17 protein-coding genes, 1 other RNA gene and 1 pseudogene are annotated in these 22,180 nt (G+C 53.3%); 9 read left to right on the forward strand and 10 right to left on the reverse strand.

Going from position 1 to position 22,180, the window contains the following annotated elements:
• From ACN0UH_RS15305 to ACN0UH_RS15315, 3 genes and pseudogenes are all read left to right on the forward strand, one after another.
• Positions 1 to 1,170: pseudogene (locus ACN0UH_RS15305) on the forward strand (hypothetical protein); the annotation flags it as partial.
• Positions 1,167 to 2,162, forward strand: coding sequence for a tetratricopeptide repeat protein (locus ACN0UH_RS15310; protein ID WP_417662868.1), 996 nt, complete (start codon positions 1,167 to 1,169; stop codon positions 2,160 to 2,162). The pseudogene ACN0UH_RS15305 and the gene ACN0UH_RS15310, both read left to right, overlap by 4 nt.
• 128 nt (positions 2,163 to 2,290) lie before the next feature.
• On the forward strand, positions 2,291 to 2,815 hold the full coding sequence (locus tag ACN0UH_RS15315) for a hypothetical protein (RefSeq protein ID WP_417662869.1): 525 nt from the start codon (positions 2,291 to 2,293) through the stop codon (positions 2,813 to 2,815).
• Between the two features lie 168 nt (positions 2,816 to 2,983).
• On the opposite strand, the gene ACN0UH_RS15320 is transcribed toward ACN0UH_RS15315, so the two are convergent.
• Together ACN0UH_RS15320 and ssrA are read right to left on the reverse strand one after the other, a co-directional pair.
• Positions 2,984 to 4,240, reverse strand: a complete 1,257-nt coding sequence (locus ACN0UH_RS15320) for an integrase domain-containing protein (RefSeq protein WP_417662870.1) — start codon at positions 4,238 to 4,240, stop codon at positions 2,984 to 2,986.
• Between the two features lie 184 nt (positions 4,241 to 4,424).
• Positions 4,425 to 4,811, reverse strand: a transfer-messenger RNA (tmRNA) gene (gene ssrA, locus ACN0UH_RS15325).
• Between the two features lie 149 nt (positions 4,812 to 4,960).
• Between ssrA and ACN0UH_RS15330 the strand changes: the two genes are divergently transcribed.
• On the forward strand, positions 4,961 to 7,882 hold the full coding sequence (locus ACN0UH_RS15330) for an ATP-binding protein (RefSeq protein WP_417662871.1): 2,922 nt from the start codon (positions 4,961 to 4,963) through the stop codon (positions 7,880 to 7,882).
• A gap of 110 nt (positions 7,883 to 7,992) precedes the next feature.
• Here ACN0UH_RS15330 and ACN0UH_RS15335 read toward each other — a convergent pair whose 3' ends face one another.
• The 5 genes from ACN0UH_RS15335 to ACN0UH_RS15355 form a co-directional block, all read right to left on the reverse strand.
• A complete protein-coding gene (locus ACN0UH_RS15335) occupies positions 7,993 to 8,406 on the reverse strand; it encodes an HPF/RaiA family ribosome-associated protein (protein ID WP_417662872.1) in 414 nt (137 codons plus the stop codon).
• 306 nt (positions 8,407 to 8,712) lie between these two features.
• On the reverse strand, positions 8,713 to 8,988 hold the full coding sequence (locus ACN0UH_RS15340; RefSeq protein ID WP_417662873.1) for a hypothetical protein: 276 nt from the start codon (positions 8,986 to 8,988) through the stop codon (positions 8,713 to 8,715).
• Positions 8,989 to 9,207: 219 nt separating this feature from the next.
• Complete coding sequence (locus ACN0UH_RS15345) at positions 9,208 to 12,018, reverse strand: FAD-binding and (Fe-S)-binding domain-containing protein (RefSeq protein ID WP_417662874.1); 2,811 nt, start codon at positions 12,016 to 12,018, stop codon at positions 9,208 to 9,210.
• 100 nt (positions 12,019 to 12,118) lie between these two features.
• Entirely contained in the window at positions 12,119 to 13,264 is a 1,146-nt protein-coding gene (gene lldD / locus ACN0UH_RS15350) for an FMN-dependent L-lactate dehydrogenase LldD (RefSeq protein WP_010487521.1), read from the reverse strand.
• A gap of 151 nt (positions 13,265 to 13,415) precedes the next feature.
• Entirely contained in the window at positions 13,416 to 15,113 is a 1,698-nt protein-coding gene (locus ACN0UH_RS15355; protein ID WP_417662875.1) for an L-lactate permease, read from the reverse strand.
• Positions 15,114 to 15,407: 294 nt separating this feature from the next.
• Here ACN0UH_RS15355 and ACN0UH_RS15360 point away from each other — a divergent pair, with 294 nt between their 5' ends.
• The gene (locus tag ACN0UH_RS15360; protein ID WP_417662876.1) at positions 15,408 to 16,181 is read left to right on the forward strand and encodes an FCD domain-containing protein; all 774 of its coding nucleotides are present in this window, start codon (positions 15,408 to 15,410) and stop codon (positions 16,179 to 16,181) included.
• Between the two features lie 33 nt (positions 16,182 to 16,214).
• Here the strand turns inward: ACN0UH_RS15360 and smpB are convergent, their stop codons facing one another.
• A complete protein-coding gene (gene smpB / locus ACN0UH_RS15365; RefSeq protein WP_339516273.1) occupies positions 16,215 to 16,694 on the reverse strand; it encodes an SsrA-binding protein SmpB in 480 nt (159 codons plus the stop codon).
• 180 nt (positions 16,695 to 16,874) lie between these two features.
• Between smpB and ACN0UH_RS15370 the strand changes: the two genes are divergently transcribed.
• From ACN0UH_RS15370 to ACN0UH_RS15380, 3 genes are read left to right on the forward strand one after another with little or no spacing between them, the layout of a single operon-like run.
• Complete coding sequence (locus tag ACN0UH_RS15370; protein ID WP_417662877.1) at positions 16,875 to 18,278, forward strand: sodium-dependent transporter; 1,404 nt, start codon at positions 16,875 to 16,877, stop codon at positions 18,276 to 18,278.
• A 34-nt stretch (positions 18,279 to 18,312) separates the two neighbouring features.
• The gene (locus ACN0UH_RS15375; protein ID WP_417662878.1) at positions 18,313 to 18,747 is read left to right on the forward strand and encodes a type II toxin-antitoxin system RatA family toxin; all 435 of its coding nucleotides are present in this window, start codon (positions 18,313 to 18,315) and stop codon (positions 18,745 to 18,747) included.
• 8 nt (positions 18,748 to 18,755) lie between these two features.
• Complete coding sequence (locus tag ACN0UH_RS15380; RefSeq protein ID WP_417662879.1) at positions 18,756 to 19,076, forward strand: RnfH family protein; 321 nt, start codon at positions 18,756 to 18,758, stop codon at positions 19,074 to 19,076.
• Between the two features lie 136 nt (positions 19,077 to 19,212).
• Here the strand turns inward: ACN0UH_RS15380 and ACN0UH_RS15385 are convergent, their stop codons facing one another.
• On the reverse strand, positions 19,213 to 19,752 hold the full coding sequence (locus ACN0UH_RS15385) for an outer membrane protein assembly factor BamE (RefSeq protein ID WP_417662880.1): 540 nt from the start codon (positions 19,750 to 19,752) through the stop codon (positions 19,213 to 19,215).
• A 97-nt stretch (positions 19,753 to 19,849) separates the two neighbouring features.
• On the opposite strand from ACN0UH_RS15385, the gene fur reads away from it, so the two are divergent.
• Positions 19,850 to 20,254 carry a ferric iron uptake transcriptional regulator gene (fur, locus tag ACN0UH_RS15390; RefSeq protein ID WP_417662881.1) on the forward strand — a complete coding sequence of 135 codons (405 nt, stop codon included), beginning with the start codon at positions 19,850 to 19,852 and terminating at the stop codon, positions 20,252 to 20,254.
• A gap of 120 nt (positions 20,255 to 20,374) precedes the next feature.
• Here fur and recN read toward each other — a convergent pair whose 3' ends face one another.
• Complete coding sequence (gene recN, locus ACN0UH_RS15395) at positions 20,375 to 22,048, reverse strand: DNA repair protein RecN (protein WP_417662882.1); 1,674 nt, start codon at positions 22,046 to 22,048, stop codon at positions 20,375 to 20,377.
• Between the last annotated feature and the right edge of the window lie 132 nt (positions 22,049 to 22,180).

Raw genomic sequence — 22,180 nt, forward strand, 5'->3', positions numbered from 1 at the left:
ACGCCTGGCACCGTCAACAGCACTCATGTCAGCCAGCCTGTCTCGAGTGGTTCGGGCGGTATGCGTGTGGACGATGGCGTCAAGGCACAGTTCAATGTGTTCGCGGGGGTGCAAGCCGGTATCAAGATAACCGGCGCGGTCAATTGGGCGCCACCCGCGGATTTAGCCATATTGCGTAGCGCCCCATTAGCTGGGGCAGATGCTAACGCTGTAGCGCAAGATAATCAGTGGCTGAGTTTGGCGCGACTGGGGGCGAACCTTAGTATTGCTGCCGGTATCGGCGCCAAGGCCGAGCTAAGCATCTCGCTGCAAAATAACCGTTTGATTCTTACCATCAAAGCCGCCGTTATTGCAGGGCCGGGCGTGGATGGGGTATTTAGCTTTGAGGTCGGTTACGAAGCAGTTGCCGAACTGATTAATATATTTCGCCGCGAACTACGAGAGAATCAATATCGCCCACTGGGTTGGGTCACCAGTGAGGCATTTGGGATGATGTCGATGCTCAACCTGCTTGCTGCAGTAGGGCTCGACATAAAAATGGTCTACATGATGGACATGGCTTTTTCCCTGTACGAAGCCCTGACGCGAGGCGGCAAAGGCGGGCCAATTGCACATGGCATCATGACTTACAGAAAGCCTGCGGAACTTGAGCGGTGGTTTGTCGAAGCTATTCCAGAAGCACTGGGGCCAATGTTAATGACACTGATTAGCCCGCCAGAGGCGTTTTCTATAACCGACACAGTGATTGTTGATGGTCAGCCAAAAGAGGTGACTCGAGAGTACTCGGAGACAGAGTGTCATCTGCTGCAACAGCAAGCAATTGAACGGATTTTAGGATGGATTACAAGGCAAGCCCAAGCGACTGGCAAGTTAACTGAAGCCCAGCGCCAATTTGAAGAAGCATGCACTCGCATGAATCGCTTTGGTACTAAGCCTGCAGATGCTGGTCAGATTTATTGTGAAAATCGTTTGGCGCTAGATAATTTTATGGCTGTTGCAGTGGCTAATGTTGGGTCGCAAGCTGAGCAAAATTATAGAATGCGAGAGAAATATAAAATTTATACTACTGAACTGGGGGGCTTGAAGGACGGTTTCTGTCAGCGCAGCAGTTATTATGGGCGAACATTCATCCCGGCAGGCCGAGCGGAATATATTGGGCCGTCTCAATGAGTTATATAAAAGTGAGTGCTATGTTTTTAAAGAAATTTATTTCGGCTGCTGCGTTGATATTAGCTGTAGTCAATATGGCCTATGCACAACTTAGTCCAGAGCAGCAAGCGGCTAAAGAACGTGGTATCACTCTCTTTAATCAATACAAGCCAGCTTACAACGATTTGTTGATAGCAGCTGAAGCAGGTGATTCAGATGCTCAGTTTTATCTAGGTGAGGATATACGCCTAGAGCATCGATATGTAACGAAAGAAGCCAGTAAGTGGTATATCGCTGCTGCTAATCAAGGCGACTATTACGCAATGTTCAGGTTGGCGACTTCCGGCAGTGACTTATGTTCGGTTATGGGTAATTGTCCGGCAGATATTAAAGAACCTGGAGACTGGTTGAAAATGCTCTGGAACACCGCTCGCCCATTAGCTGAGCAAGGCGACGGTGAGGCGATGATGATTATGTATAACGCCACTACTGAAATTGAGTGGTTGGAAAAAGCTGCTGAGGCAGGCTATCCACGGGCACAATTATCTTTAGCAAAACGTTATTTTGATGGTGAAGGTTTTTTCTTGCCTTGGAACCGAAGCGCTGCTGTCAAAAAATGGGTCAAGGCCAGTGCTGAAGGTGGATTTCCAAAGGGGGTGTTTGCATATGCCGGAGAGCTTCAAAAAGATGGTGATATGGAAGGTGCTCGTTATTGGACAAAGAAAGCAGCAGAAACAGGGTTAGTCGATGGAGTAATAAACTACGGTTCATACTTGGCTCATAATCCTGACAGGCTAGGCTATCCGCTTGATCGGGTTAAAGGGTATGGTTTATTGTCGCTGCTTAAAGTATTAGACGGCGGTGGTACTGCTTTAGATTATATTAATGATGTAATGCCTGAAATCGCCGCCAAGATGACGCCTGAAGAATTAGAACAAGCCAAGGTATTTGCTGAAGAGTGGAAAAACACGCATCCGCCCGTCTCGTTTTTTCCCGATAAACTTGGGTTTTAATTTTTGTTAGGTTTGTCATGTAGTGTTTTTTTGTCGGTTTATCGATAACGGTTTTGTGCATTAAATCCACGCCCAAAATCGATGGTTTCGATCGCTATCACCTCGGGTCAGAGAAGGACATTAACGGAATGAGCAAAATCGGTGCTGACCTTATAAAGGCTTATCACAGTCCCACGCGCAATACAGAAGTTAAAGCTGCTCAATTCTCGTATTATTGGATTATAGCCATTCTCCTATTAATGGGTATAAGTGGCCTTGCAGGTCCTAAGTACGCAATTCTTGTCGTGGGACCGTTCTCGGCCTTATATCTACTGATTAAGTGGCTCTCTACACCGGATAGGCCAGAAAGTATTGGTGAAATATCCGTCGAGTTCCGTAAAGACGGCATCCATGTTCAGGCTAAAGTGGATCATGTTGCCCAGTTTAAGGAAAAGATAAAGTTGTCCGACGTTCGTCAGGTTCACGGTTATATTCAGGATGGCTGGCTACTGGTCCGCGAGCGCGGCCTGTTAATTGAAACCAAGCAGGATCAACAGTTTCGTTTGGCGCTCAATCTTAACCAGCAGGCACTTAAGGAAAAGGTGGAGGCATTGCAGCAAGAACTGGGCAATATGGGTTACACCTTTGGTCGATTACGGAAGTTCCAGCCCTGAAATTCTGGAACCCGCCCAAATGCTGCATCGGTTATGTTGAGCTTTCCATGAGCACCGTAGGAAGCGCTTCACCTAATCGTTGTAGTGGTATACACAAGTATCGCCACTAGGCGTTAGGCAGGTAAATCGTTCATCAAGATGAAGCGCGTGTATATATTGTCTGTCCGCTCAACGAATTTGTACGACTTTTCTTTCCCGGTTTTCCTGGGTTGCTGCTACTGACAAGCTACCAGTGGCGGCATGCTGAATATGCTTACTCCACCAGGTCATCATCGGACGTCTGCGTTCGATGTAGTCTGCCCGGTTGTAAGCGCTGCGAACCTCGTCTTTATCAACATGCGCAAGCGCCACTTCGATCAGTTCAGGATCCCAGCCGTGCTCGTTGAGAATGGTGCTGGCCATTGAGCGCATGCCATGGCTTACCAGGCGATCTTTGAAACCCATACGTTTTAGCGCCATGTTAGCGGTCTGGCTGTTGCAATGGGTTCGAGGGTTACGGTCTGCAGGGAATACGTACTCTCGGTGCCCGCTATAGGGCTTGATTGCTTCTAGCAATGCCAAGGCTTGCTCACTGAGAGGGATAATGTGTGCGCGGCGCTTTTTCATGCGTTCAGCAGGAATCGTCCAGATTTGCTTTTCGAAATCGATGTCGACCCAGCGGGTAGTCGCAGCTTCTGCTGGGCGGGTCATGGTGTTGAGCTGCCATTCGATCAGGCAGCGCGTGGTTCTTTTTATGCTTGCATTGGCAATTGCCACCATGAGTTCTTTCAGCTCATCTGGAGCAAGTGCCGCCATGTTTTTCTTTTTCGGTTTTTTGAAGACGGAGCGAATCCCGCTAAGTGGGTTTGCGTGAATCAGCCCTGAGTTAACACCGTAGGTCATGATTTCGTTGAGTCGCTGCGACAGCCGTTTAACAGTTTCAAGGCTGCCTTTGGTTTCGAGTGGCCGAAGCAGATTGATAACTTGTGGCGCACTGATGGCTGAGATCGGTGTGGTGCCTAAATCAGGGAAGACGTGCAGCGTCAGCGAGCGCCAGATATCTTCAGCATAAGCTGGCGTAACCGAGTCTTTTTTGAGCTCATACCAAGCCGTCGCTACGTTCTGAAAAGTATGCTCGGTTTCAGCCTTCTTAGCCTGCTTCAGGGTATCTCGCTGCTCTTTCGGATCAATACCAGTAGCCAGGAGCTCCCTTGCCGCAATGGTCATTTTTCGTGCTTGAGAAAGAGACAGCTCAGGGTATGCGCCAAGTCCCATATTGATACGTTTCTTGGTTACAGGGTGGTAGTAGTTAAAATTCCATAGCTTAGAGCCATTAGTTCTCACTCGCATCTGAAGGCCATCGCCATCGACTAGGACGTAATCCTTCTCTAAAGGCTTGGCGGTTCTGATCTTGAGTTCAGAAAGGCGAGTAGCTTGAGCGCACATTGGTATTCCACGAGATGTTTTGGTATTCCAAAAAATAGCATTTGAAGGCTTGGAATACCATCTGGAATACCAAAAGACATAGATCTTGCTGGACGCTAATGGACTCTGCTGGTGCTTAAAACCCCGTTTTTACTGGGTTTCAGGCACAAAAAAGGACGTCCGTGGACGTCCTTAGATGTAATAATGGTGGAGCCGGGGGGATTTGAACCCCCGTCCGCCAGTTCTCCGCTGTCGGTTCTACATGCTTAGCCGTGTCTATTAAGTTAACCCTTGGCCGCCCGACGGGCAGGGTGCTTTGGGCGAGTTGTGTAAGTTTTAGCCACTTCGTCCACAACGTACTACGCGGCGATTCTGTTCTATATGACAATCATTTCGGGTTTACAGACATCCCCTAATGATTGCTGGAGCCGAAGCTACCAGAAGTGCGACTAGGCTGCTTACGCAGCTAGTTGAGCACCGTAATTGTCATCATTGGCAATTATAAAGTTTGCAACAGTGGATTTACGAGTTCTGTTACCCACTCGGCATGCCCCTCGAGTTTCGCTACCGGCGTCGAATCCTAATCGGCCCCGAAACTGTGGTGCGTCTTTACGACCCCTCTAGTGTACGACAAAGCGCCTGTGTGCGTCGACCGCCAATACTTCGATTGCTGAGTCGCCCTGCCTGATGCATGTATGATGGGGTTTGCTAGACATTGGGTCTTCGGGAAGAGGCAAGGGTATGTCATCACGAGTATCGCCGTATCCATTGCGCCAGTGGATATGGCGGGCATTTGTACAGAGCTCGCTGATTCCGCTGGTGCTGGTTGAGTGCGTGCTAATTGCTGTTTACATGCTAAGCAATTCGGCCATACGAGAGGCCCAAGTTGGCTACCTGCGCGACAGTGCGCTTAGCCAGTTGTCTACTTCCGTTGACCGTGAGCGGCAGGTTATCGAAAGCCGGTTGCGAGGCGTGCAGGTTCAGGTTGAGCTATTGCGTGATGCTGCTCAGCAAGCGCTGCAGGATAAAGACTTCAAACCTGATGAAGTCGAGCGAAAGCGTTACAGAACCAGTCCGGAAGGGATCTACTACTCAGAACCTGACCTTGGCCGCGCTTCATCCTTCTATTCGAATCTGACCCCACTGCAACAGCAGGATCATGACAAGGTCCTGCGTTTAGCTCAGATTGACCCCCTTCTGCGCTCCATTCACGCTGCGAATTCGACTGTGGCAGCGGCGTATTTCAATACGTGGGACAGCTACAACCGGATTTACCCCTCTATCGATTCACTTGCGGTCTACCCGCGTGATTTCGACATGACCAAGTTCAGTTTCTACTACAAGGCCGATGCCGCGCATAACCCTGAGCGCAAAACAGTCTGGACCGATATTTACCTCGATCCAGCAGGCCAAGGCTGGGTGATGTCAGCTATCGCGCCAGTGTACCGGGGTGATTTTTTGGAGGGTGTGGTTGGGCTCGATGTCACGGTCAGTGAGTTGATTGAAGAAATCAGCGATTTGATTGTGCCTTGGGAAGGGTACTCCGTGTTGGTCGGTCCTGAAAATATCATCATGGCGCTGCCTAAAGCCGGTGAGCAAGACTTCGGTTTAGCAGAGCTTACCGAGGCTTCGTACAGCGGAGCGGTAAGTGCTGAAGTCTTGAAACCCAAACGTTTTAGCTTGGCCGGGCGCGAAGACATGCAGCCACTGTTGGCCGCTATTACGCAAGGCAATGGCGCAGTAACCGAGACCAATCTAAACGGTCGTAAACAGTTAGTGGCGTGGAGCGAGGTTAAACAAACTGGCTGGAAACTGCTTCTGGTTGTTGATGAGGTCAATATCTTCCGTGAAGCCAATCGCATTGCCAGCCATTACCTGAGTATTGGCTATCTGATGATCGTGGGCTTACTGCTGTTTTACCTACTGTTTTTCGGCTGGATGTGGCTGCGGTCCAAGCGTTTGAGTGCTCTGTTGCTCACGCCGATTGACTCTATCGTGGGAATGCTTCGGCAGCTGGGAGGCGGCCAATATGAGTTGCAAGCGGTACGCAGTGAGATCTGTGAGTTGGAGTCAATTTCAACTGCGGTGCTGCAGACGGCGGAGCAGTTGCAAGCGAGTGAACTCAAGCGTCAGGAAGCGCAAGGCATCTTGCAGCTGGTGCTTGAAAGTACGACCGAGAGCTTGTGGGAAGTAGACCATCATTTGTTGACGATTCGCATCAGTGAGCGGTTTCGCACGCGCTTTGGGCTGCCAGATAATGTCATCTCCTTTACGGATTTCAATCAGCGTATGCACCCCAATGACGTGGAGCGTATACGCCATTTGCGTGAGCAGTTTGCGCACAGTGATCAAGAGCGCTTCGAGGCCGAGTACCGTTATGCAGACGCAGCGGGTAACTACGTGTGGTTGCTGAGTCGCGGCAAGGTTTTGCAGCGTAATGAAGATGGCTATGCAGTTCGTATTGCGGGGACACATGTTGATATTACCCGCCTGAAATTTGCCCAGGAGGAGCTGCGCAACGCTACATTGGAGGCTCAATCTGCAAGCCAGGCCAAGAGTCGTTTCCTGTCGAGCATGAGCCATGAGCTGCGTACACCACTCAATGCGATTCAAGGGTTTGCCCAGTTAATTGAACTCGAGACGCAGGATAAAAGCGACCGCCAGCAAGAGGCTGATTATGCGCAGGAGATTGTCAACGCAAGCCGTCATCTGACCTCATTGGTTGATGACATTCTTGATCTGTCGAGCATTGAAAGCCGCACCCAGCAATTGCACATGGAGTCGGTCGAACTTTCTGGCCTGCTGCACGGCTGCGCGGAATTACTGCTGCCTGAAGCGCAACGTCGCGAGCTGAATATCGACGTTGAAATTGGCAAGGATGTTTCGTTATATGTTCACGCGGATGCTCGACGCGTTCGTCAGGTGTTACTTAACTTTTTGTCCAATGCGATCAAGTACAACTCGCCAAAAGGTACCGTCAAGCTTGGTTACGAGTTGCGCTCTGACTCGGTAAGGTTATGGGTGAGTGACAATGGTGATGGCCTCAGTAAGGACCAGATCAGGCAACTGTTTGAACCCTTCCAGCGGCTTGGTCGTGAGAGTTCGAACATCCCAGGCACAGGCATAGGGTTGGTGCTTTGTCGCGAGCTGGCCAACTTGATGGGGGGAGAGATCGGGGTAGACAGCGAGGAAGGGAAGGGCAGTTGTTTCTGGATCGACTTGCAGAGCGCGGGCCAACCAGATTTAACTCACCAACACAGCTTACTCGCGCTGAAAACGCCGACAGTGCTGTGCGTTGACAGCAGTCAGGTTAGCTTGAAGCTGGCCACAGAAGTGATGCAAAACTTAGCTGATGTGCGCGGGGTTAATACTGCGCAGCAAGCGTTGGTCGCGCTTGATGAAGAGCTGCCAAGTCTATTGCTGTTAGACCTTGACTTACCGACTGCTGCTGAAGGGCTTGTTCTATTGCGCCAGATCCATGGCAACCCTGCGTTCACTGGACTCCCGGTGATTGTCATAAGCGCGCACTCTGATGAGCGGGTATTCGCTGAGGCACGCGGCCTTGGTGCTCAAGCGTGCATGGCCAAGCCGATAACGCTCAAAACGCTGCGCCGCTTGCTGCTGTCATCACTGGATGTCACCAGTCAGGTCGCGCGGCCGTAAGCATGTGCCACAGGGGGAAGTCCATTAAAAAGGGTGGAAGCGCTTATGCGGTTCCACCCTTTTCAGATCGTTTCAGCACTGATGCTCAATGCCTAAAACATGGCTATTGATTAGCTGTGCAGAGCTTGATCGTTTTCCAGAAACTCTTCCTGAAGCAGGGCATCTGTATTGCCTGAGGTTTCATCAGTGGCCAGTGCATTGGCGCCTGCACGTTTGTTTCGCAGTTTGCCGAACATATGTTCGAGCGCGTGGTTGAGCTTGGTGGCCGCGCCTTCAACGGCTTGATCCAGAGAGCTTGCCTTGTGAGAGACCGAAACCGGCTGGTGGCCTTTGGGTCGAGCTTCCATCTGACAGCGCATGTCATCCGGGCCAGGCTTGTCGCCGTTTTCATCGCTGAGGTGAACTTCAACGCGAGTAAGGTGCTCGTCATAGTGCGCGAGTGCGCCTTCAACGGTACTGCGGACCCAATCCTCCAGTCGGCTAGTGCTGTCGATGTGGTTATCGCTATTGACTTGGATTTTCATAGTTACCCCTTACTTAGGCGTTCTCACATGAGAGTGATCCACCTTATTCGGGTGACGCAGTGGTGTCTATTCTTCCCGGACATCTCGATACATTAAAAGTCATCAACGCAGGGTCGAGACGCTTTTTACAGTGGGAAAATTACAGCTGGGAAACGCTGAACATCCGGCGATAGCTGCAAGCTACCGAGTGTCAGGTTGTTTGTGGTTGAACATTAGTTTGCGTTTGAATATTAGGCTGCGGTTGAATACTCAACGATGAAGGCAGCCATTCAGGAGTGAGCCTGAATGGCTGCCATTTGGCCGTGATTAGCCTGCGTCGGTGTTGGTGTCGCCGCTTGGGCCTTTAAGCATCTGCAGTGCTTGTTCTGTATGGCTACTGCATGCTTTTAAATCGCCAGCCGCTTTGGCTTCTTTTGCCGCATTCACGTGCTCTTCAACCTGCTCTTTTAGCGGTGAGCCAAGCGTGCTGGTGATGGCGGAGTTGTCAGCGAGCTTTTGCAGATTTACGTCACATAGATCATCAGCGGCGAAGACAGGTGCTGTCAGGGCGGCTGCGATAACGAAAGCTGAGATACGTTTCATAATAGTCATCCTTTTCAATGGTGAATCTCGCGAGCGGACTCATTACAGTGAGTCGCATGTGCGGGGTTTCTCAAGCCATTTTCTTAAGAGCTCACAGAAAATGACTCCACACGCCAATTGAAAGTTCAGATTTTTTCAAAGGTCTGGCCTGGGTGTTCTTGCCCGTAATTCGCTACCTAAGCCCCGCACGCTCTCCTTCGGAAAGCATGCGGGGCAGGCTTAAATTGAGCGTGGTCGCGAAACGCGATCAACCAAGTAAACCAGGCCGTGATAATCAATGCCGGCATGTTCACTCAGGCCAATCTCACAGGTGCGGCTTGTCGAAATACCTTCGTCGCAGAGCTGTACTGCATCTTTCAGGCTGCGCAGTGCGTGTGTGTTTAGTGCTGGGGTAGTGAAACCCTTGTCGCCAGCAAAGCCGCAGCAGTGAATACCTTCTGGGATCACTACTTGGGTCGAGCAGCGTTTGGCTATGTCGATCAAACCTTGCGCCTCGCCCAAGTGCTGTGTACTGCAGGTCACATGCAAAGCAATGGGTTTGTTTTGTGGAGTTATCTCCAGACGATCGAGTAGATACTCGCGGATGAACTTGACCGGATCATTTACATTTAGCCGTGGATCGATGCCGTCTTGAATCAGGCGCAACGTGCAAGGGCTGGTGTCGCAGTAAATTGGATCAAGCCCACCACGGCTGGCTTTGAGCAACGCATCGACTAACTCAGCACGCTTACGCTCAGCTTGCTCGGCGTAGCCTTTGGACGCGAACGGCTGGCCGCAGCAGAGGTTTTCCTGAGCTTCGGGGAATACAACCTGATACCCGGCTTTTTCCAGCAGGCTGCGCGTTTTGTCGATTAGCGGCATTTGTTCACTGTCGCTAAATGCAGTGCCCATCGCCCGTGATACGCAAGCGGCCAGATAAACCACGCGGGGGCGTGCGTCATTTGTTGGCGGGTGCACGCGTATGGGGCGAACAGCTTGCGGCATGGCAGGCGTCCACTGTGGAACACGTTGTTTGGATATACGGCTCAAGCTGGCTGAGAGGCTTTGCAGGCGTGGCGCGCCGAGAAACTTGCGCACTCCATTGGCCAGTGTCAGCGTGGCCCGCGCGCCATTCAGAGCCGTTTCAAAATTGTCGGCGAGCCAGTTTGCGCTGCGGGTATGTGTTGCCTCTTTGGCGCGCAACTTACGTACTAAATCACCTGTGTTGATGCCAACAGGGCAGCGTTGTGCGCACAGGCCGGTGGCCGCACAGGTGTCGATACCCTGGTAATGGTAATCGCGCTCCAGCGCCGTGGTGTCAATGCCTGCGCGTTGTTTGGCCTGAATATCACGCCAAATAACGATGCGCTGGCGTGGGCTCAAGGTCAGGCCTTTTGAAGGGCAGACCGGTTCGCAGAACCCGCACTCGATGCACTTGTCGATTATTTCGTCGGCAGCTGGCAGTGGCTTCAGGTTCTTCAAATGAATCTGCGGGTCAGTGCTGAGCACGACGTCTGGGTTGAGGATGCCTTGCGGATCAAGCAGGCGCTTGATCTGCCACATCAATTGATGTGCGTCGCGGCCCCACTCCAATTCAACAAAGGGCGCCATATTGCGCCCAGTTCCGTGTTCAGCCTTGAGCGAGCCGCCGAACTCCACCGCCACCAATTGAGCAACGTCTTGCATAAAGGCTTCATAGCGGGCGACTTGTTCGGGCAAGTCAAAGCCTTGGGTGAAGACGAAGTGCAGGTTACCTTCGAGTGCGTGGCCAAAAATGATGGCTTCGCTGTAGGCGTGCTTGTCGAACAGTTCGAGCAGGCGGTTGACCCCTTCGGCAAGCTGTTCAACCGGGAAGGTGACGTCCTCGATGATGACCGTGGTGCCTGTCTCGCGGACGGCGCCAACGGCTGGGAAGGTGTCTTTGCGGATCTTCCACAGCTGGTTGTAGACCAGTGGGTCGCTGCTGAAGTCGACTTGTTTTTCGACTGGGAAATGGCTGATGGATGCGCTGATCTGACTAAGTTGCTCGGTTAGCAAGCTGTCCCCGGCGGCGCGCGCTTCAATCAATAATGCACAGGCATTGGCCGATAGCGACTTGACCCAATCGGGCATGCCTTTTTGATTCTCTACCGAGCGTAAGCTGCGCCGATCAAGTAACTCGACTGCCGACACCGGCTGGCTTTTCAGTACGGTAACCGCGCGGCAGCAGGTCTCGACATCCGGGAATACGATCAAGGCGCTGGCTTTGTACGGGTGATCCGGCACCGTGTTGTAAGTAACTGCGCTGATAAACCCCAGCGTACCCTCGGAACCGACCATCAGATGGCTGAGGATATCCAGTGGTTGATCGAAATCGACCAAGGCGTTGAGTGATAAGCCGGTGGTGTTTTTCAGCCGATACTTGTGGCGAATCTTCGCCGCCAGCTCGGTATTGGCGCGGGTCTGACGGCCCAGTTCTTTAAGCTGTGCAAGCAGTTCGGCATGGCTTCGTTCAAAGATGGTAACGCTGGCTTCGTCTTCGCTGTCATACACGCTGCCATCAGCCAGTACCAAGCGGATGCCGGCGAGTGTCTGGTAGCTGTTTTGCGCTGTGCCGCAGCACATGCCGCTGGCGTTGTTGGCGACGATCCCGCCGATTTTGCAAGCATTGATTGAAGCCGGGTCTGGGCCGATTTTGCGTTGAAACGGTGCCAGAACTAGATTGGCCTGTGCGCCGATGACGCCGGGTTGCAGGCGGATCTGCGCCCCTTGCTGGCGCACCTCGCGAGCGTTCCAGTTGTCACCTAATACGATTAATACTGAGTCGCTCAGCGCCTGGCCAGACAGGCTAGTGCCCGCCGCGCGGAATGTCACCGCGACTTGATGCGCGCTCGCAAACTTCAATAGATCGACGACTTCTGCCTCTGATTCTACGCGCACCACCAGCTTGGGAATCAGCCGGTAGAAGCTGGCATCCGTGCCAAATGCCAGCGTAGACAGCGGGTCATCAAACAGGCGCTCGGCCGGAATCAGGCGTTTAACTTCAGTCAGGAATGCAGCAGGCAGGCTCATGCGAGCTCCGTGAATCATCGGTGGTTGAGCGGTATTCAAGCGGTAGCAATGAGGCTGCTTTCAGCCGCATTGCTCCGCTTTTTTAAGTTTTATCCAGGGCTTAGCGGCCTAGTTCACGCACCAGTGACTCAGCACTGATCTCGCTGATGGATTTAGCGCCAGTCAGCACCATTGCTACGCGCATTTCTTTCTCGATCAGGTCGAGCAAGTTGCGCACGCCAGCCTCACCGGCTACCGAAAGTGCGTACAGGAATGCGCGGCCGAGCATTACGCAGTCAGCGCCCAAGGCGACCATGCGCACCACATCGAGGCCGTTGCGGATGCCCGAGTCAGCGAGGATTTTCAGATCGCCTTTCACTGCATCAGCAATGGCTGGCAATGCGCGTGCGCTGGACAACACACCGTCGAGCTGACGGCCGCCGTGGTTGGAGACGACAATGCCGTCGGCGCCAAATTTGACTGCATCCTTGGCATCTTCCGGGTCGAGGATGCCCTTGATGATCATCGGGCCGTCCCAGAAATCACGGATCCACTCCAGATCTTTCCATGAAATCGATGGGTCGAAGTTATTCGCCAGCCAGCCGATGTAGTCAGCCAGTCCGGTTGGGTTGCCGCGATAAGTCGAGATGTTGCCCAAATCATGGGGGCGACCCAGCAAGCCAACATCCAATGCCCAAGAAGGGTGCGTCACGGCTTGCAGCATGCGCCGTGCCGCTGCGTTCGGGCCGCTCATGCCCGAGTGCGCATCACGGTAGCGGGCGCCCGGTGTTGGCATATCAACGGTGAACACCAATGTAGTCACCCCGGCAGCCTTGGCACGTTCAAGGGCGTTTTTCATGAAGCCACGGTCTTTCAACACGTACAACTGGAACCACATGGGCCGGTTGATCGCTGGTGCAACTTCTTCGATCGGGCACACCGACACAGTCGAAAGAGTAAATGGGATGCCTTTTGCGTCAGCTGCACGCGCCGCTTGAACTTCGCCGCGCCGCGCGAACATGCCACATAAACCGACGGGAGCAATTGCCACGGGCATCGACAAGGTTTCATTGAACAGCGTGGTTTCCAGGCTGAGCTCTGACATATTTCGCAGCACTCGCTGGCGCAGGGCGATGTCAGCCAGGTCGGAAACGTTGCGGCGTAGGGTGTGTTCGGCGTAAGCGCCGCCGTCTGCGTAATGAAACAAAAACGGTGGTAGTTTGCGTTGGGCTGCTGCGCGGTAATCGGTAGAGGCCGAGATAATCATCAATAAAGCACCCTTTGATATTGATTATGAGGAGCTTGCCAGGCGGGCGCTGTCCTCGACTTTGCGTGCACAGAGTTGCGCGCGCTTTTATATGCATAACGTCTCTATCGACAACATGCCCAGCAGGGTTGGGCATGTTGTATTGAAGCGCTTACTGTGTGGCCAGCAGTGGATCGCTGATACCCAAACCATACACGGCAATCATGGCAATGATGCCGGTGAATAGCACGTAGTACAGCGTAGGCCAGATGGTTTTGCGCAGTGTATTGCCTTCGCGGCCTAGCAGGCCGACGGTTGCAGATGCCGCCACGACGTTGTGAATGGCCACCATGTTACCGGCTGCCGCGCCAATGGCTTGGGCCGCAACAATCAGTGCGCTCGATAAACCAAGGCTCGTGGCAACACCAAACTGGAACTGGCTGAACATCATGTTGCTGACGGTGTTGGAACCCGCAATAAATGCACCCAGTGCGCCGATACTTGGTGCGAGCAATGGGTAAATCCCGCCTACGCTATCTGCAGCCCAGCGCGCCATAACGATTGGCATGCTACCCAAATCGGCACCATTAACCCCTGAGTTGATCAGAATGCGCACCATCGGCACGGTGAAGAGCAAGACAAAACCCGCGCTGAGCAATACTGAACTGGACTCTTTCACCGCAGCAGTCAGCTCGCGCACCTTCATGCCGTGCAGGAAGAAGGTTGCCAGCACTACGGCGACCAGAATACCGCCGGGCAGAAATAGTGGCTGGAAGTTAGCGCTGACGCCCGTTTCACCCAGTAAATCAGGGAAGTTGATCACCACTGCTTTGAGTGCGTTGCCAACATCCGGGAATACGCGGCTGATCACCAGCAATACGCCAACCAGCACGTAAGGCAACCAGGCACGCAGTGAACTCATTGGCTTGTGGGTCAGTTCGTCCAGTTTCATTTCGACTGTGCCGATCCATTCGGCAGGCCAGTCTTTGGCCGGGGCAAAATCCCAAGCGGTTTTCGGTACCAGAAAACCCATGCGCGCCGCGCTGGTGACAATCGCCAAACCGGTAAGGCCGCCAATCAGGGAGGGGAATTCAGGGCCGAGGAATACGCCGGTCAAGGCGTAAGGAATGGTGAAGGCCAAGCCCGCGAAAAGCGCAAATGGCAGGACTTCCAGACCGGCTTTCCAGCTTTTCTCCTGACCAAAGAAGCGGGTCAGCATCATCGCCATGAACAGCGGCATCACCGTACCGACAATGGCGTGAATGATCGCCACTTCGCTGGTGATCAGTTGCAGGAACTGCGCCCATGAAGAACCTTGTTCCAGCAGTTGCGCGCCAATCACATGGCTGTCCAGACCGGTGCTGACACCGACGATAATCGGCGTACCAACTGCGCCGAACGATACCGGTGTGCTTTGCACCAGCATGCCCATCAGCACCGCGGCCATGGCTGGGAAGCCAATCGCAACCAGCAGTGGTGCGGCAATCGCCGCCGGTGTACCAAAGCCTGACGCGCCTTCGATAAAGCAACCAAACAACCAGGCAATGATGATCGCTTGAATGCGACGGTCAGGACTGATGGTGGCAAAGCCAGCGCGGATCGCGGTGATGCCGCCAGAATGCTTGAGTGTGTTCAGCAACAAGATTGCGCCGAAGATAATCCACAGCAGGCCAAGAGTGACCAGCAGACCTTGCAGGGTCGAAGCCAGAATACGGTTGAAGCTCATGTCCCAGGCCAGTAAACCGACCGCTGCGGTCAGCAAATACACCAAAGGCATGGCCCGTTTGGCTGGCCAGCGCAGGCCGATCAACAAAATGGCGGCGAGCAATATAGGCGAGAAAGCAAGTAAAGCGAGTACACCGGAATTCATCTGAAATCTCCGCTCAGTAGCGCGTAGGTGTGACGTGTGAGGTGCAAACCAGAGTGGCTGTTTAGCGCAGCAATCATGACGAACCTCAAATTATTGTTATTAAACGCAGTGATAATTGGTAAGACCAATTTACAAAGTGCAGCGGTCAGGTTAAAAGTAGCGGAGCTGAGTGTCAAACGCCGTGACTAATACTTAGGTCGGATAGCATGTTGTTGTGCGACTAAAGGCGACGATATAGGCTTGTGCCCGTGGCGCGAGCCACAAGGCTAAGTGGTCAAACCAGTGAGGTTATGTATGGAAGTTGGACCACTGCGTCAGCGACGTCTCAGTGATGACATCGTGGCGCAACTGGAAACCATGATTCTTGAAGGGTCGCTGAAGGTCGGCGAACGTTTGCCAGCGGAACGGGTGTTGGCCGAACGTTTCGGCGTTTCGCGGCCGTCGCTGCGAGAGGCGATCCAGAAACTGGTTGCCAAAGGGTTGTTGGTCAGCCGTCAGGGGGGTGGCAACTATGTCGCGCAAACACTGGGCTCAACCTTTAGTGACCCTTTGTTGTTGCTGATGGAAAGTAATCCAGAGGCGCAGCGTGACTTGCTTGAGTTTCGTCATACGCTGGAAGGCTCATGTGCTTATTACGCGGCAATGCGCGCCACCGAGCTTGATCTGGAGCGTCTGAAAAATGCCTTTGAGGCGCTGCAGGATTGCTACAACCGTAGCGGCAAGGTAACCCGTGCAGAAGAGGGCGCGGCCGACGCACAGTTTCACTTGGCTATTGCCGAAGCGAGCCACAACGCGGTGTTGCTGCACACCATTCGCGGCCTGTTTGACTTGCTCAAGCGCAACGTGGTGACCAATATCGGCGGCATGTATGAGCAGCGCAGCGAAACCCGGGACATGCTGATTAATCAGCATCGGGCGTTATACGAGGCGATTATTGGCGGGCGTGCCGATGAGGCGCGGGCGTTGTCTAATCAGCACATTGATTATGTGCAGGAAGTGCTCGCCGAGGTGCAGCAGCAGGTGCAGCGCGAAGCCAGGGCGCAGCGCCGTTCGACGCAGTTGACCTAGCTCGCGGCTTGGCTGAAAGGGCTCAAGCCAAGCTTATTCTTTACCTTTGGTGCGCATGGCGCGCTGGACTTCGCGATCAGCATCACGTTCTTTCTCGGTGTGACGTTTGTCGAAGTCTTTCTTGCCTTTCACCAGTGCAATGGTGCACTTGACCAGGTGCGCCTTCCACTGAATCGACAGCGCGACACAGGTATAGCCTTTCTGGTTGACTGCGCCGAAGAGCTTTTCAAGCTCGCGCTTGTTGAGCAAAAGCTTACGGGTGCGTGTCGGGTCTGCGATCACGTGGGTGCTTGCAGTTGTGAGCGGGGTGATGTGACAGCCCATCAGCCAAGCTTCATCGTTTTTCAACAGCACATAACTGTCGGTCAACTGAGCTTTGCCGGCACGCATGCTTTTCACTTCCCAGCCGGCGAGCGCGAGCCCAGCTTCGAACTTGGTTTCGATGAAATAGTCATGCAGCGCTTTCTTGTTAAGCGCGATGGTGTTTTCGTTCTGTTTCTTTTGTTTAGCCATAGGCGGCGCATTATAGGGAGTCGAACGCGCTCGCGCTATCTGCTGATGCACGACAATTGATTAATTGATTGCGTCGTCATCGCATACAAACCCCGGGCGCGGGCCATGCACGCTTGAGCCGCCTCGCGTTATCTCGGACAATGCGCGATCTTTTTTGTCAGCACAGCAGGCTAGCCACACATGGCAAACGATAAAGTCTCGATTCACGGCGCTTGGGCCAGCCGCTGGGTGTTTATTCTGGCGGCCACTGGTTCGGCGGTTGGATTGGGTAATATCTGGAAATTCCCCTACATGACCGGCCTTTACGGTGGCGGCGCCTTTGTGGCCATGTATCTGGTGTGCATTGCCTTGGTCGGTTTGCCGATCATGTTGGCTGAAACCTTGATTGGTCGTCGTGGGCGGCAAAGCCCGGTCAATTCGATGCGCAATTTGGCCATGGAATCTGGCGGTTCGCGCTATTGGTCAGTCGCAGCGGTGATCGGCATGGTCGCGGCTCTGCTGATCTTGTCGTTCTATAGCGTGGTTGCGGGTTGGTCGCTGGATTACATCATCAGCATGGGACGTGGCGATTTCACTGACATCAGCGCCGAAGGCGCAGGCGCGGCATTTGGTGGCCTTACTGATAATCCTTGGCGCCTGACTCTGTGGCATACGCTATTCATGATCGGCACGGGTTTTGTGATCGCCAAGGGCGTGGTGGCTGGGCTTGAGCGCAGTTTGCGGATCATGATGCCGATGCTGTTCGTGTTGTTGCTGATCCTGCTCGGCTACAGCTTCACCACCGGGCATTTCATGCAGGGCTTTGATTTTCTCTTTCACTTTGACCCAAGCAAGGTGCAAGGCGGGATTCTCGCGGCGCTGGGGCATGCCTTCTTCACGCTCAGCGTGGGCGTGGGTTCGATCATGGTTTACGGCTCTTACATGCCGAAAAAATCTTCAATTGGTGCCACGGTGCTCGCGGTCGGCCTGCTTGATACCTTGGTCGCACTGACTGCTGGCCTGGCTTTGTTCCCAATTGTTTTTGCTGCTGGCCTTGAGCCCGGCGGTGGCCCCGGGCTGATGTTTGTCACCTTGCCGATCGCCTTCGGCAATGTGGCATTCGGGCAGGTCATGGGCTTGGTGTTCTTCGTGTTGGTTGCATTGGCCGCCTGGAGTTCGTCTATTTCCATGCTCGAGCCAGCAGTGGCCTACTTTGTTGAGCGTACCGGACGCAGCCGTGCGGCCGTGACCAGCGTATTGGCTGTTTTCTGCTGGGTAGTCGGCATGGGAACGGTGCTATCGTTCAATGTTGGCGCAGATGCTAAGTTCTTTGTATTTGCCAAAGACGGCTTTCACCTGTTTCAGTGGGGCGCGGAAGGCGGAAAAAACTTCTTTGAGGGGATTGATTACCTCACCAGCCGTATTTTACTGCCTGTTGGTGGTTTGGCTTTCGCCATGTTCGCGGGTTGGGTTATGACTCGGGAAACAGTGCGTGATGAGTTATCGATCAAAAGCCCGCTGTTGTTCAATATCGCTCTGTGGCTGATTCGCGTTGTGGCACCGATTGGTGTTTTGATTGTGTTTGTTGCAGAGCTGACTAAGTGAGAATTATGTTCGTGTTGCATGTAGTTGTTGGTTTATGAGTACGCATATTCAGCGTTCGGCGCTGTTGCCGTACCCGGCGCAGGCGCTCTATGACTTGGTCAATGATGTGGCTAAATATCCGGAGTTCTTGCCCTGGTGTTCGTCCAGTGAGGTGCTTGAAGTTACCGATGAACTGATGGTCGCCAGTCTTGAAGTGGCCAAGGCAGGCTTTAGTCAGCGCTTTGTCACGCGTAACACCTTGGTGCCGGGGCAGTCGATCGAGTTGAACCTCGAAGATGGTCCGTTCAATCATTTTCATGGACGTTGGGAGTTCAAGGCGCTGGGTGATAAGGCCTGTAAAATCAGCCTTGATCTGACCTTCGATTACGCGGGTTCGATTGTCCGTGCGACATTGGGGCCGCTGTTCAATCAGGCAGCAAACACCTTGGTCGATGCGTTCTGCCAGCGTGCTAAAAATTTATACGGGTAGCTCGCTTTATGGATAGCAGAAGCATTGTGGTGGAAGTGGTGTATGCCTTGGCTGATAAGCAAAAGCTGCTGCGCTTGAGCCTGCCGTATGGCACCACAATGCGCCAGGCTGCCGAGCAATCGGGTATGCAGACGCATTTTCCTGGTCTTGATTTAGCCAACAGCCCGTTGGGCATATTTGGTAAAGCCGTCGCCAAGCCTGAAGAGCGGGTGATGGAGGATGGCGAGCGAGTTGAAATCTATCGACCCTTGATCGCTGACCCTAAAGAGGTGCGCAAACAGCGCGCCGCCAAAGCAGCCAAGGCCAAGGAAGAGGCTGCAAGAGAGTAGGGTGGCAACGCGAAGCTTGCCAGCCAATACTTGATAAATAAGCCAAGTGATTGATGATAAAAGCGTCACTCACCTGGTTTAAGTAACAAAAAAACCGGTTTTCACCGGTTTTTTTGTGTCTGGCGGCTGGCAGCCTTTATTCGGTGTCCAGTGGCTCAGGAGAAGGCACAGCTGCAGGTTCTGCGCTGTCGACATCCTTCTGGATTTGCTCCAGTAGTGAGCCCGGTTCCGGTGGCTCTTCGTCGGCTTTCGGTGCCTCAGTCTCTGGCTGCTCTGTGCTGCCGTCAGCTGGTGTGACAGTCGTCGCAGGCTCATCGCCCATGATTTCCTGGTCACGGCTAACGCCTGGCATAAAGTCGCCAGCTAAACCGGTGAGTTGGTCATTGTCGTCAAACATAAGACTCACGCGTTCTTGCAAACGCTGGCGACCACCTGGCTGCATGCTGTACAGATAATCCCAGCGATTTGCATGGAATGTATCGGTGATCAGCGGGTTGCCCATAATAAACCGCACTTGTTTGCGGGTCATTCCTGGGCGCAACTGGTCTATCATGTCTTGTGTGACGACATTGCCCTGTTGAATGTCGATTTTATAAACCCCGGGGAATGAACAACCGGCGAGTGCGATGAGCCCCGTAAAGGTGAGGCTGGTCAGCAGGAGCTTGGTTTTTTGCATCGGTGCGTGACTTCCACTATCTTGGCTGGGCAACGTAAACCCCGATCATACCCGTAATAAGGGAAGCTGCGAAACCGCTTCCTCGAGAAAGCAGACCATGGTTGAAAATAACGAACTACGCAAGGTTGGCCTGAAAGTAACCCTACCACGGGTTAAGATCCTGCAAATGCTGGACTCAGCGGGTCAACGCCACATGAGTGCAGAAGATGTCTACAAGTCTCTGATGGAGGCGGGTGAGGACGTTGGTTTGGCCACTGTTTATCGGGTATTGACGCAATTTGAGGCCGCAGGTCTTGTTGTTCGTCATAACTTTGATGGCGGTCATGCCGTGTTTGAGCTGGCTGACGGAGGACACCACGACCATATGGTTTGTATGGAAACGGGTGAAGTGATTGAATTTTTCGATAGCGAAATCGAAAAACGCCAAAAAGAAATTGTAAAGGAACATGGTTTTGAGCTGGTAGACCACAATTTGGTGCTCTACGTACGTAAAAAAACCTGAGGAATCCTTTGGGGTTTTACCCGGAGATTTCTTACGCCACGCGGTTTGTTCGCGTGTGTGATTTAAAGAGGCGGCCTGTTGGTCGCCTTTTTTATGGCCTGTTGAGCGGTGTAAGTGTGTTCAGGCTTGGGCGCTGCTGACCATTTGTCGGGCGTGGGCGATGGATTCATCGGTCAGGTCAACACCGCCTAGCATTCGGGCGATCTCTTCTACCCGTTGTTCATTGCTCAGTTTGCTGACTGCGGTGCGAGTGGCGTCGTTGCCGCGTGCTTTGTGGACGAACAGGTGCTGATGGCCTTGCGCTGCAACCTGTGGCAGGTGGGTAACGGTCAATACTTGTCCGCGATCACCCAAGCGGCGCAGCAGTTGGCCGACGACCTCGGCAGTTGGGCCGCCAATGCCCACGTCAACTTCGTCGAATACCAGCGTTGGTACCCTTGAGGTTTGGGCGGTGATTACCTGAATTGCCAAACTGATACGTGACAGCTCACCGCCCGACGCAACTTTAGCCAGGCCTTTGAGCGGTTGGCCGGGGTTGGCGCTTACCAGAAACTCAACCTGTTCCATACCGTTAACGTGTGGCTCTGGGCTGCTGCTGGCATGCAGTTTGATGCTGAAGCGTCCACCAGGCATGCCCAGGGTTTGCATTTCCTTTTCTACCGCTTTGCCGAGCTTCTCGGCGGCTTTGTTGCGCAGGCGGCTTAGTTCGGCGGCCTTTTCTTGATAATGCCGCTCAAATGCGCTGAGCTCTTCGCTCAGGCGTTCAACTGCTTGGTCGTCAGCGTTGAGTGTCTCGATTTCATCGAACAGTTGTTGCTGCATATGCGGTAGCTGGTCGGGCTGAATCCGGTGTTTGCGAGCCAATGTATAAATAGCGTCGAGGCGCTCTTCGAGCGTTTGCAGGCGCTCTGGATCAGCATCGAAGTGATCAATAAAGCGGTTTAGTTCGCCGACGGCTTCTTCAACCTGGATTTGTGCATTGGCGAGCATGTTGCTCGCTTCTGTCAGTGCGCCGGGCTGGCCTTGAAAACTGCTGAGCCGGTTGAGGCTGCCAGTCAGCGCTGATAACACGTTGCCTGCATCGCTCTCGCTGCACAGCTCCAAAACCTGGCGACAGGCGCTGAGCAGGCTTTCCGCATTGGTCAGGTTCTTGTGTTCTTGCTCAAGCTGTTCCAGTTCGTTGTCGACCAACGCAAGGTTGTCGAGTTCTTCAAGCTGATAGCTGAGCAATTGATGGCGCGAGCGTTGTTCATCTCCGATGTTGGAGATGCGCTCCAGTTCATTCTTGGTTTGCTTCCAGCGTTGCGCTGCCAGCGACACTTGGCGAGAAATTTCTTGGCTGCCAGCAAACTCATCAAGTAAGCGTCGATGAGTTTCAGCTTTAAGCAGTGATTGATGCTCATGTTGGCTGTGAATATCAATCAGCAACTCGCCCAGCGCCTTTAGATCGGCTTGCGGGCATGGCGATCCATTGATGTAGCCGCGTGAACGGCCTTCAGCTGTGATTACGCGGCGCAAGATGCACGGGCCGTTATTGTCGAGGTCGCGCTCGGCTAGCCAGGTGCGGGCTTCGGGAATGTCATCCAGATCAAAGCTGGCCAGGATGTCGGCTTTGTCAGCGCCGGGGCGCACAACACCGCTGTCTGCCCGGTCGCCTAAGGTCAGGCCAAGTGCGTCAAGCATGATTGATTTACCGGCCCCGGTCTCGCCGCTGATCACGCTCATGCCGCGCTCGAGCTCTAGATCGAGATGCTCAACGATTGCGTAGTTGTGTACGGACAGGTGCACCAGCATGGCGAGGTCTCCGGGGTGTTTGACATGGTTATTTATACAGTAGTTTTTTCGCTGCTGGCAATATCCTTATGGTGCGCGTGTTTAATCTTGCGCATTTGCGAGTGTTTTCCCCTTGAAGCGCTAAAAACCGCC

Source organism: Pseudomonas sp., assembly GCF_048265905.1.
Classification (GTDB): Bacteria; Pseudomonadota; Gammaproteobacteria; order Pseudomonadales; family Pseudomonadaceae; genus Aquipseudomonas.

Bases quoted from the DNA above. Each gene is read 5' to 3' on its own strand.
- ACN0UH_RS15375 (WP_417662878.1), top strand. From the start codon at position 18,313: ATGAGTACGCATATTCAGCGTTCGGCGCTGTTGCCGTACCCGGCGCAG.
- ACN0UH_RS15345 (WP_417662874.1), bottom strand. From the start codon at position 12,018: ATGAGCCTGCCTGCTGCATTCCTGACTGAAGTTAAACGCCTGATTCCG.
- ACN0UH_RS15330 (WP_417662871.1), top strand. From the start codon at position 4,961: ATGTCATCACGAGTATCGCCGTATCCATTGCGCCAGTGGATATGGCGG.
- ACN0UH_RS15355 (WP_417662875.1), bottom strand. From the start codon at position 15,113: ATGAATTCCGGTGTACTCGCTTTACTTGCTTTCTCGCCTATATTGCTC.
- lldD (WP_010487521.1), bottom strand. From the start codon at position 13,264: ATGATTATCTCGGCCTCTACCGATTACCGCGCAGCAGCCCAACGCAAA.
- ACN0UH_RS15320 (WP_417662870.1), bottom strand. From the start codon at position 4,240: ATGTGCGCTCAAGCTACTCGCCTTTCTGAACTCAAGATCAGAACCGCC.
- ACN0UH_RS15310 (WP_417662868.1), top strand. From the start codon at position 1,167: ATGAGTTATATAAAAGTGAGTGCTATGTTTTTAAAGAAATTTATTTCG.
- ACN0UH_RS15360 (WP_417662876.1), top strand. From the start codon at position 15,408: ATGGAAGTTGGACCACTGCGTCAGCGACGTCTCAGTGATGACATCGTG.
- ACN0UH_RS15335 (WP_417662872.1), bottom strand. From the start codon at position 8,406: ATGAAAATCCAAGTCAATAGCGATAACCACATCGACAGCACTAGCCGA.
- ACN0UH_RS15370 (WP_417662877.1), top strand. From the start codon at position 16,875: ATGGCAAACGATAAAGTCTCGATTCACGGCGCTTGGGCCAGCCGCTGG.
- ACN0UH_RS15340 (WP_417662873.1), bottom strand. From the start codon at position 8,988: ATGAAACGTATCTCAGCTTTCGTTATCGCAGCCGCCCTGACAGCACCT.
- ACN0UH_RS15385 (WP_417662880.1), bottom strand. From the start codon at position 19,752: ATGCAAAAAACCAAGCTCCTGCTGACCAGCCTCACCTTTACGGGGCTC.
- ACN0UH_RS15380 (WP_417662879.1), top strand. From the start codon at position 18,756: ATGGATAGCAGAAGCATTGTGGTGGAAGTGGTGTATGCCTTGGCTGAT.
- recN (WP_417662882.1), bottom strand. From the start codon at position 22,048: ATGCTGGTGCACCTGTCCGTACACAACTACGCAATCGTTGAGCATCTC.
- ACN0UH_RS15315 (WP_417662869.1), top strand. From the start codon at position 2,291: ATGAGCAAAATCGGTGCTGACCTTATAAAGGCTTATCACAGTCCCACG.
- smpB (WP_339516273.1), bottom strand. From the start codon at position 16,694: ATGGCTAAACAAAAGAAACAGAACGAAAACACCATCGCGCTTAACAAG.
- fur (WP_417662881.1), top strand. From the start codon at position 19,850: ATGGTTGAAAATAACGAACTACGCAAGGTTGGCCTGAAAGTAACCCTA.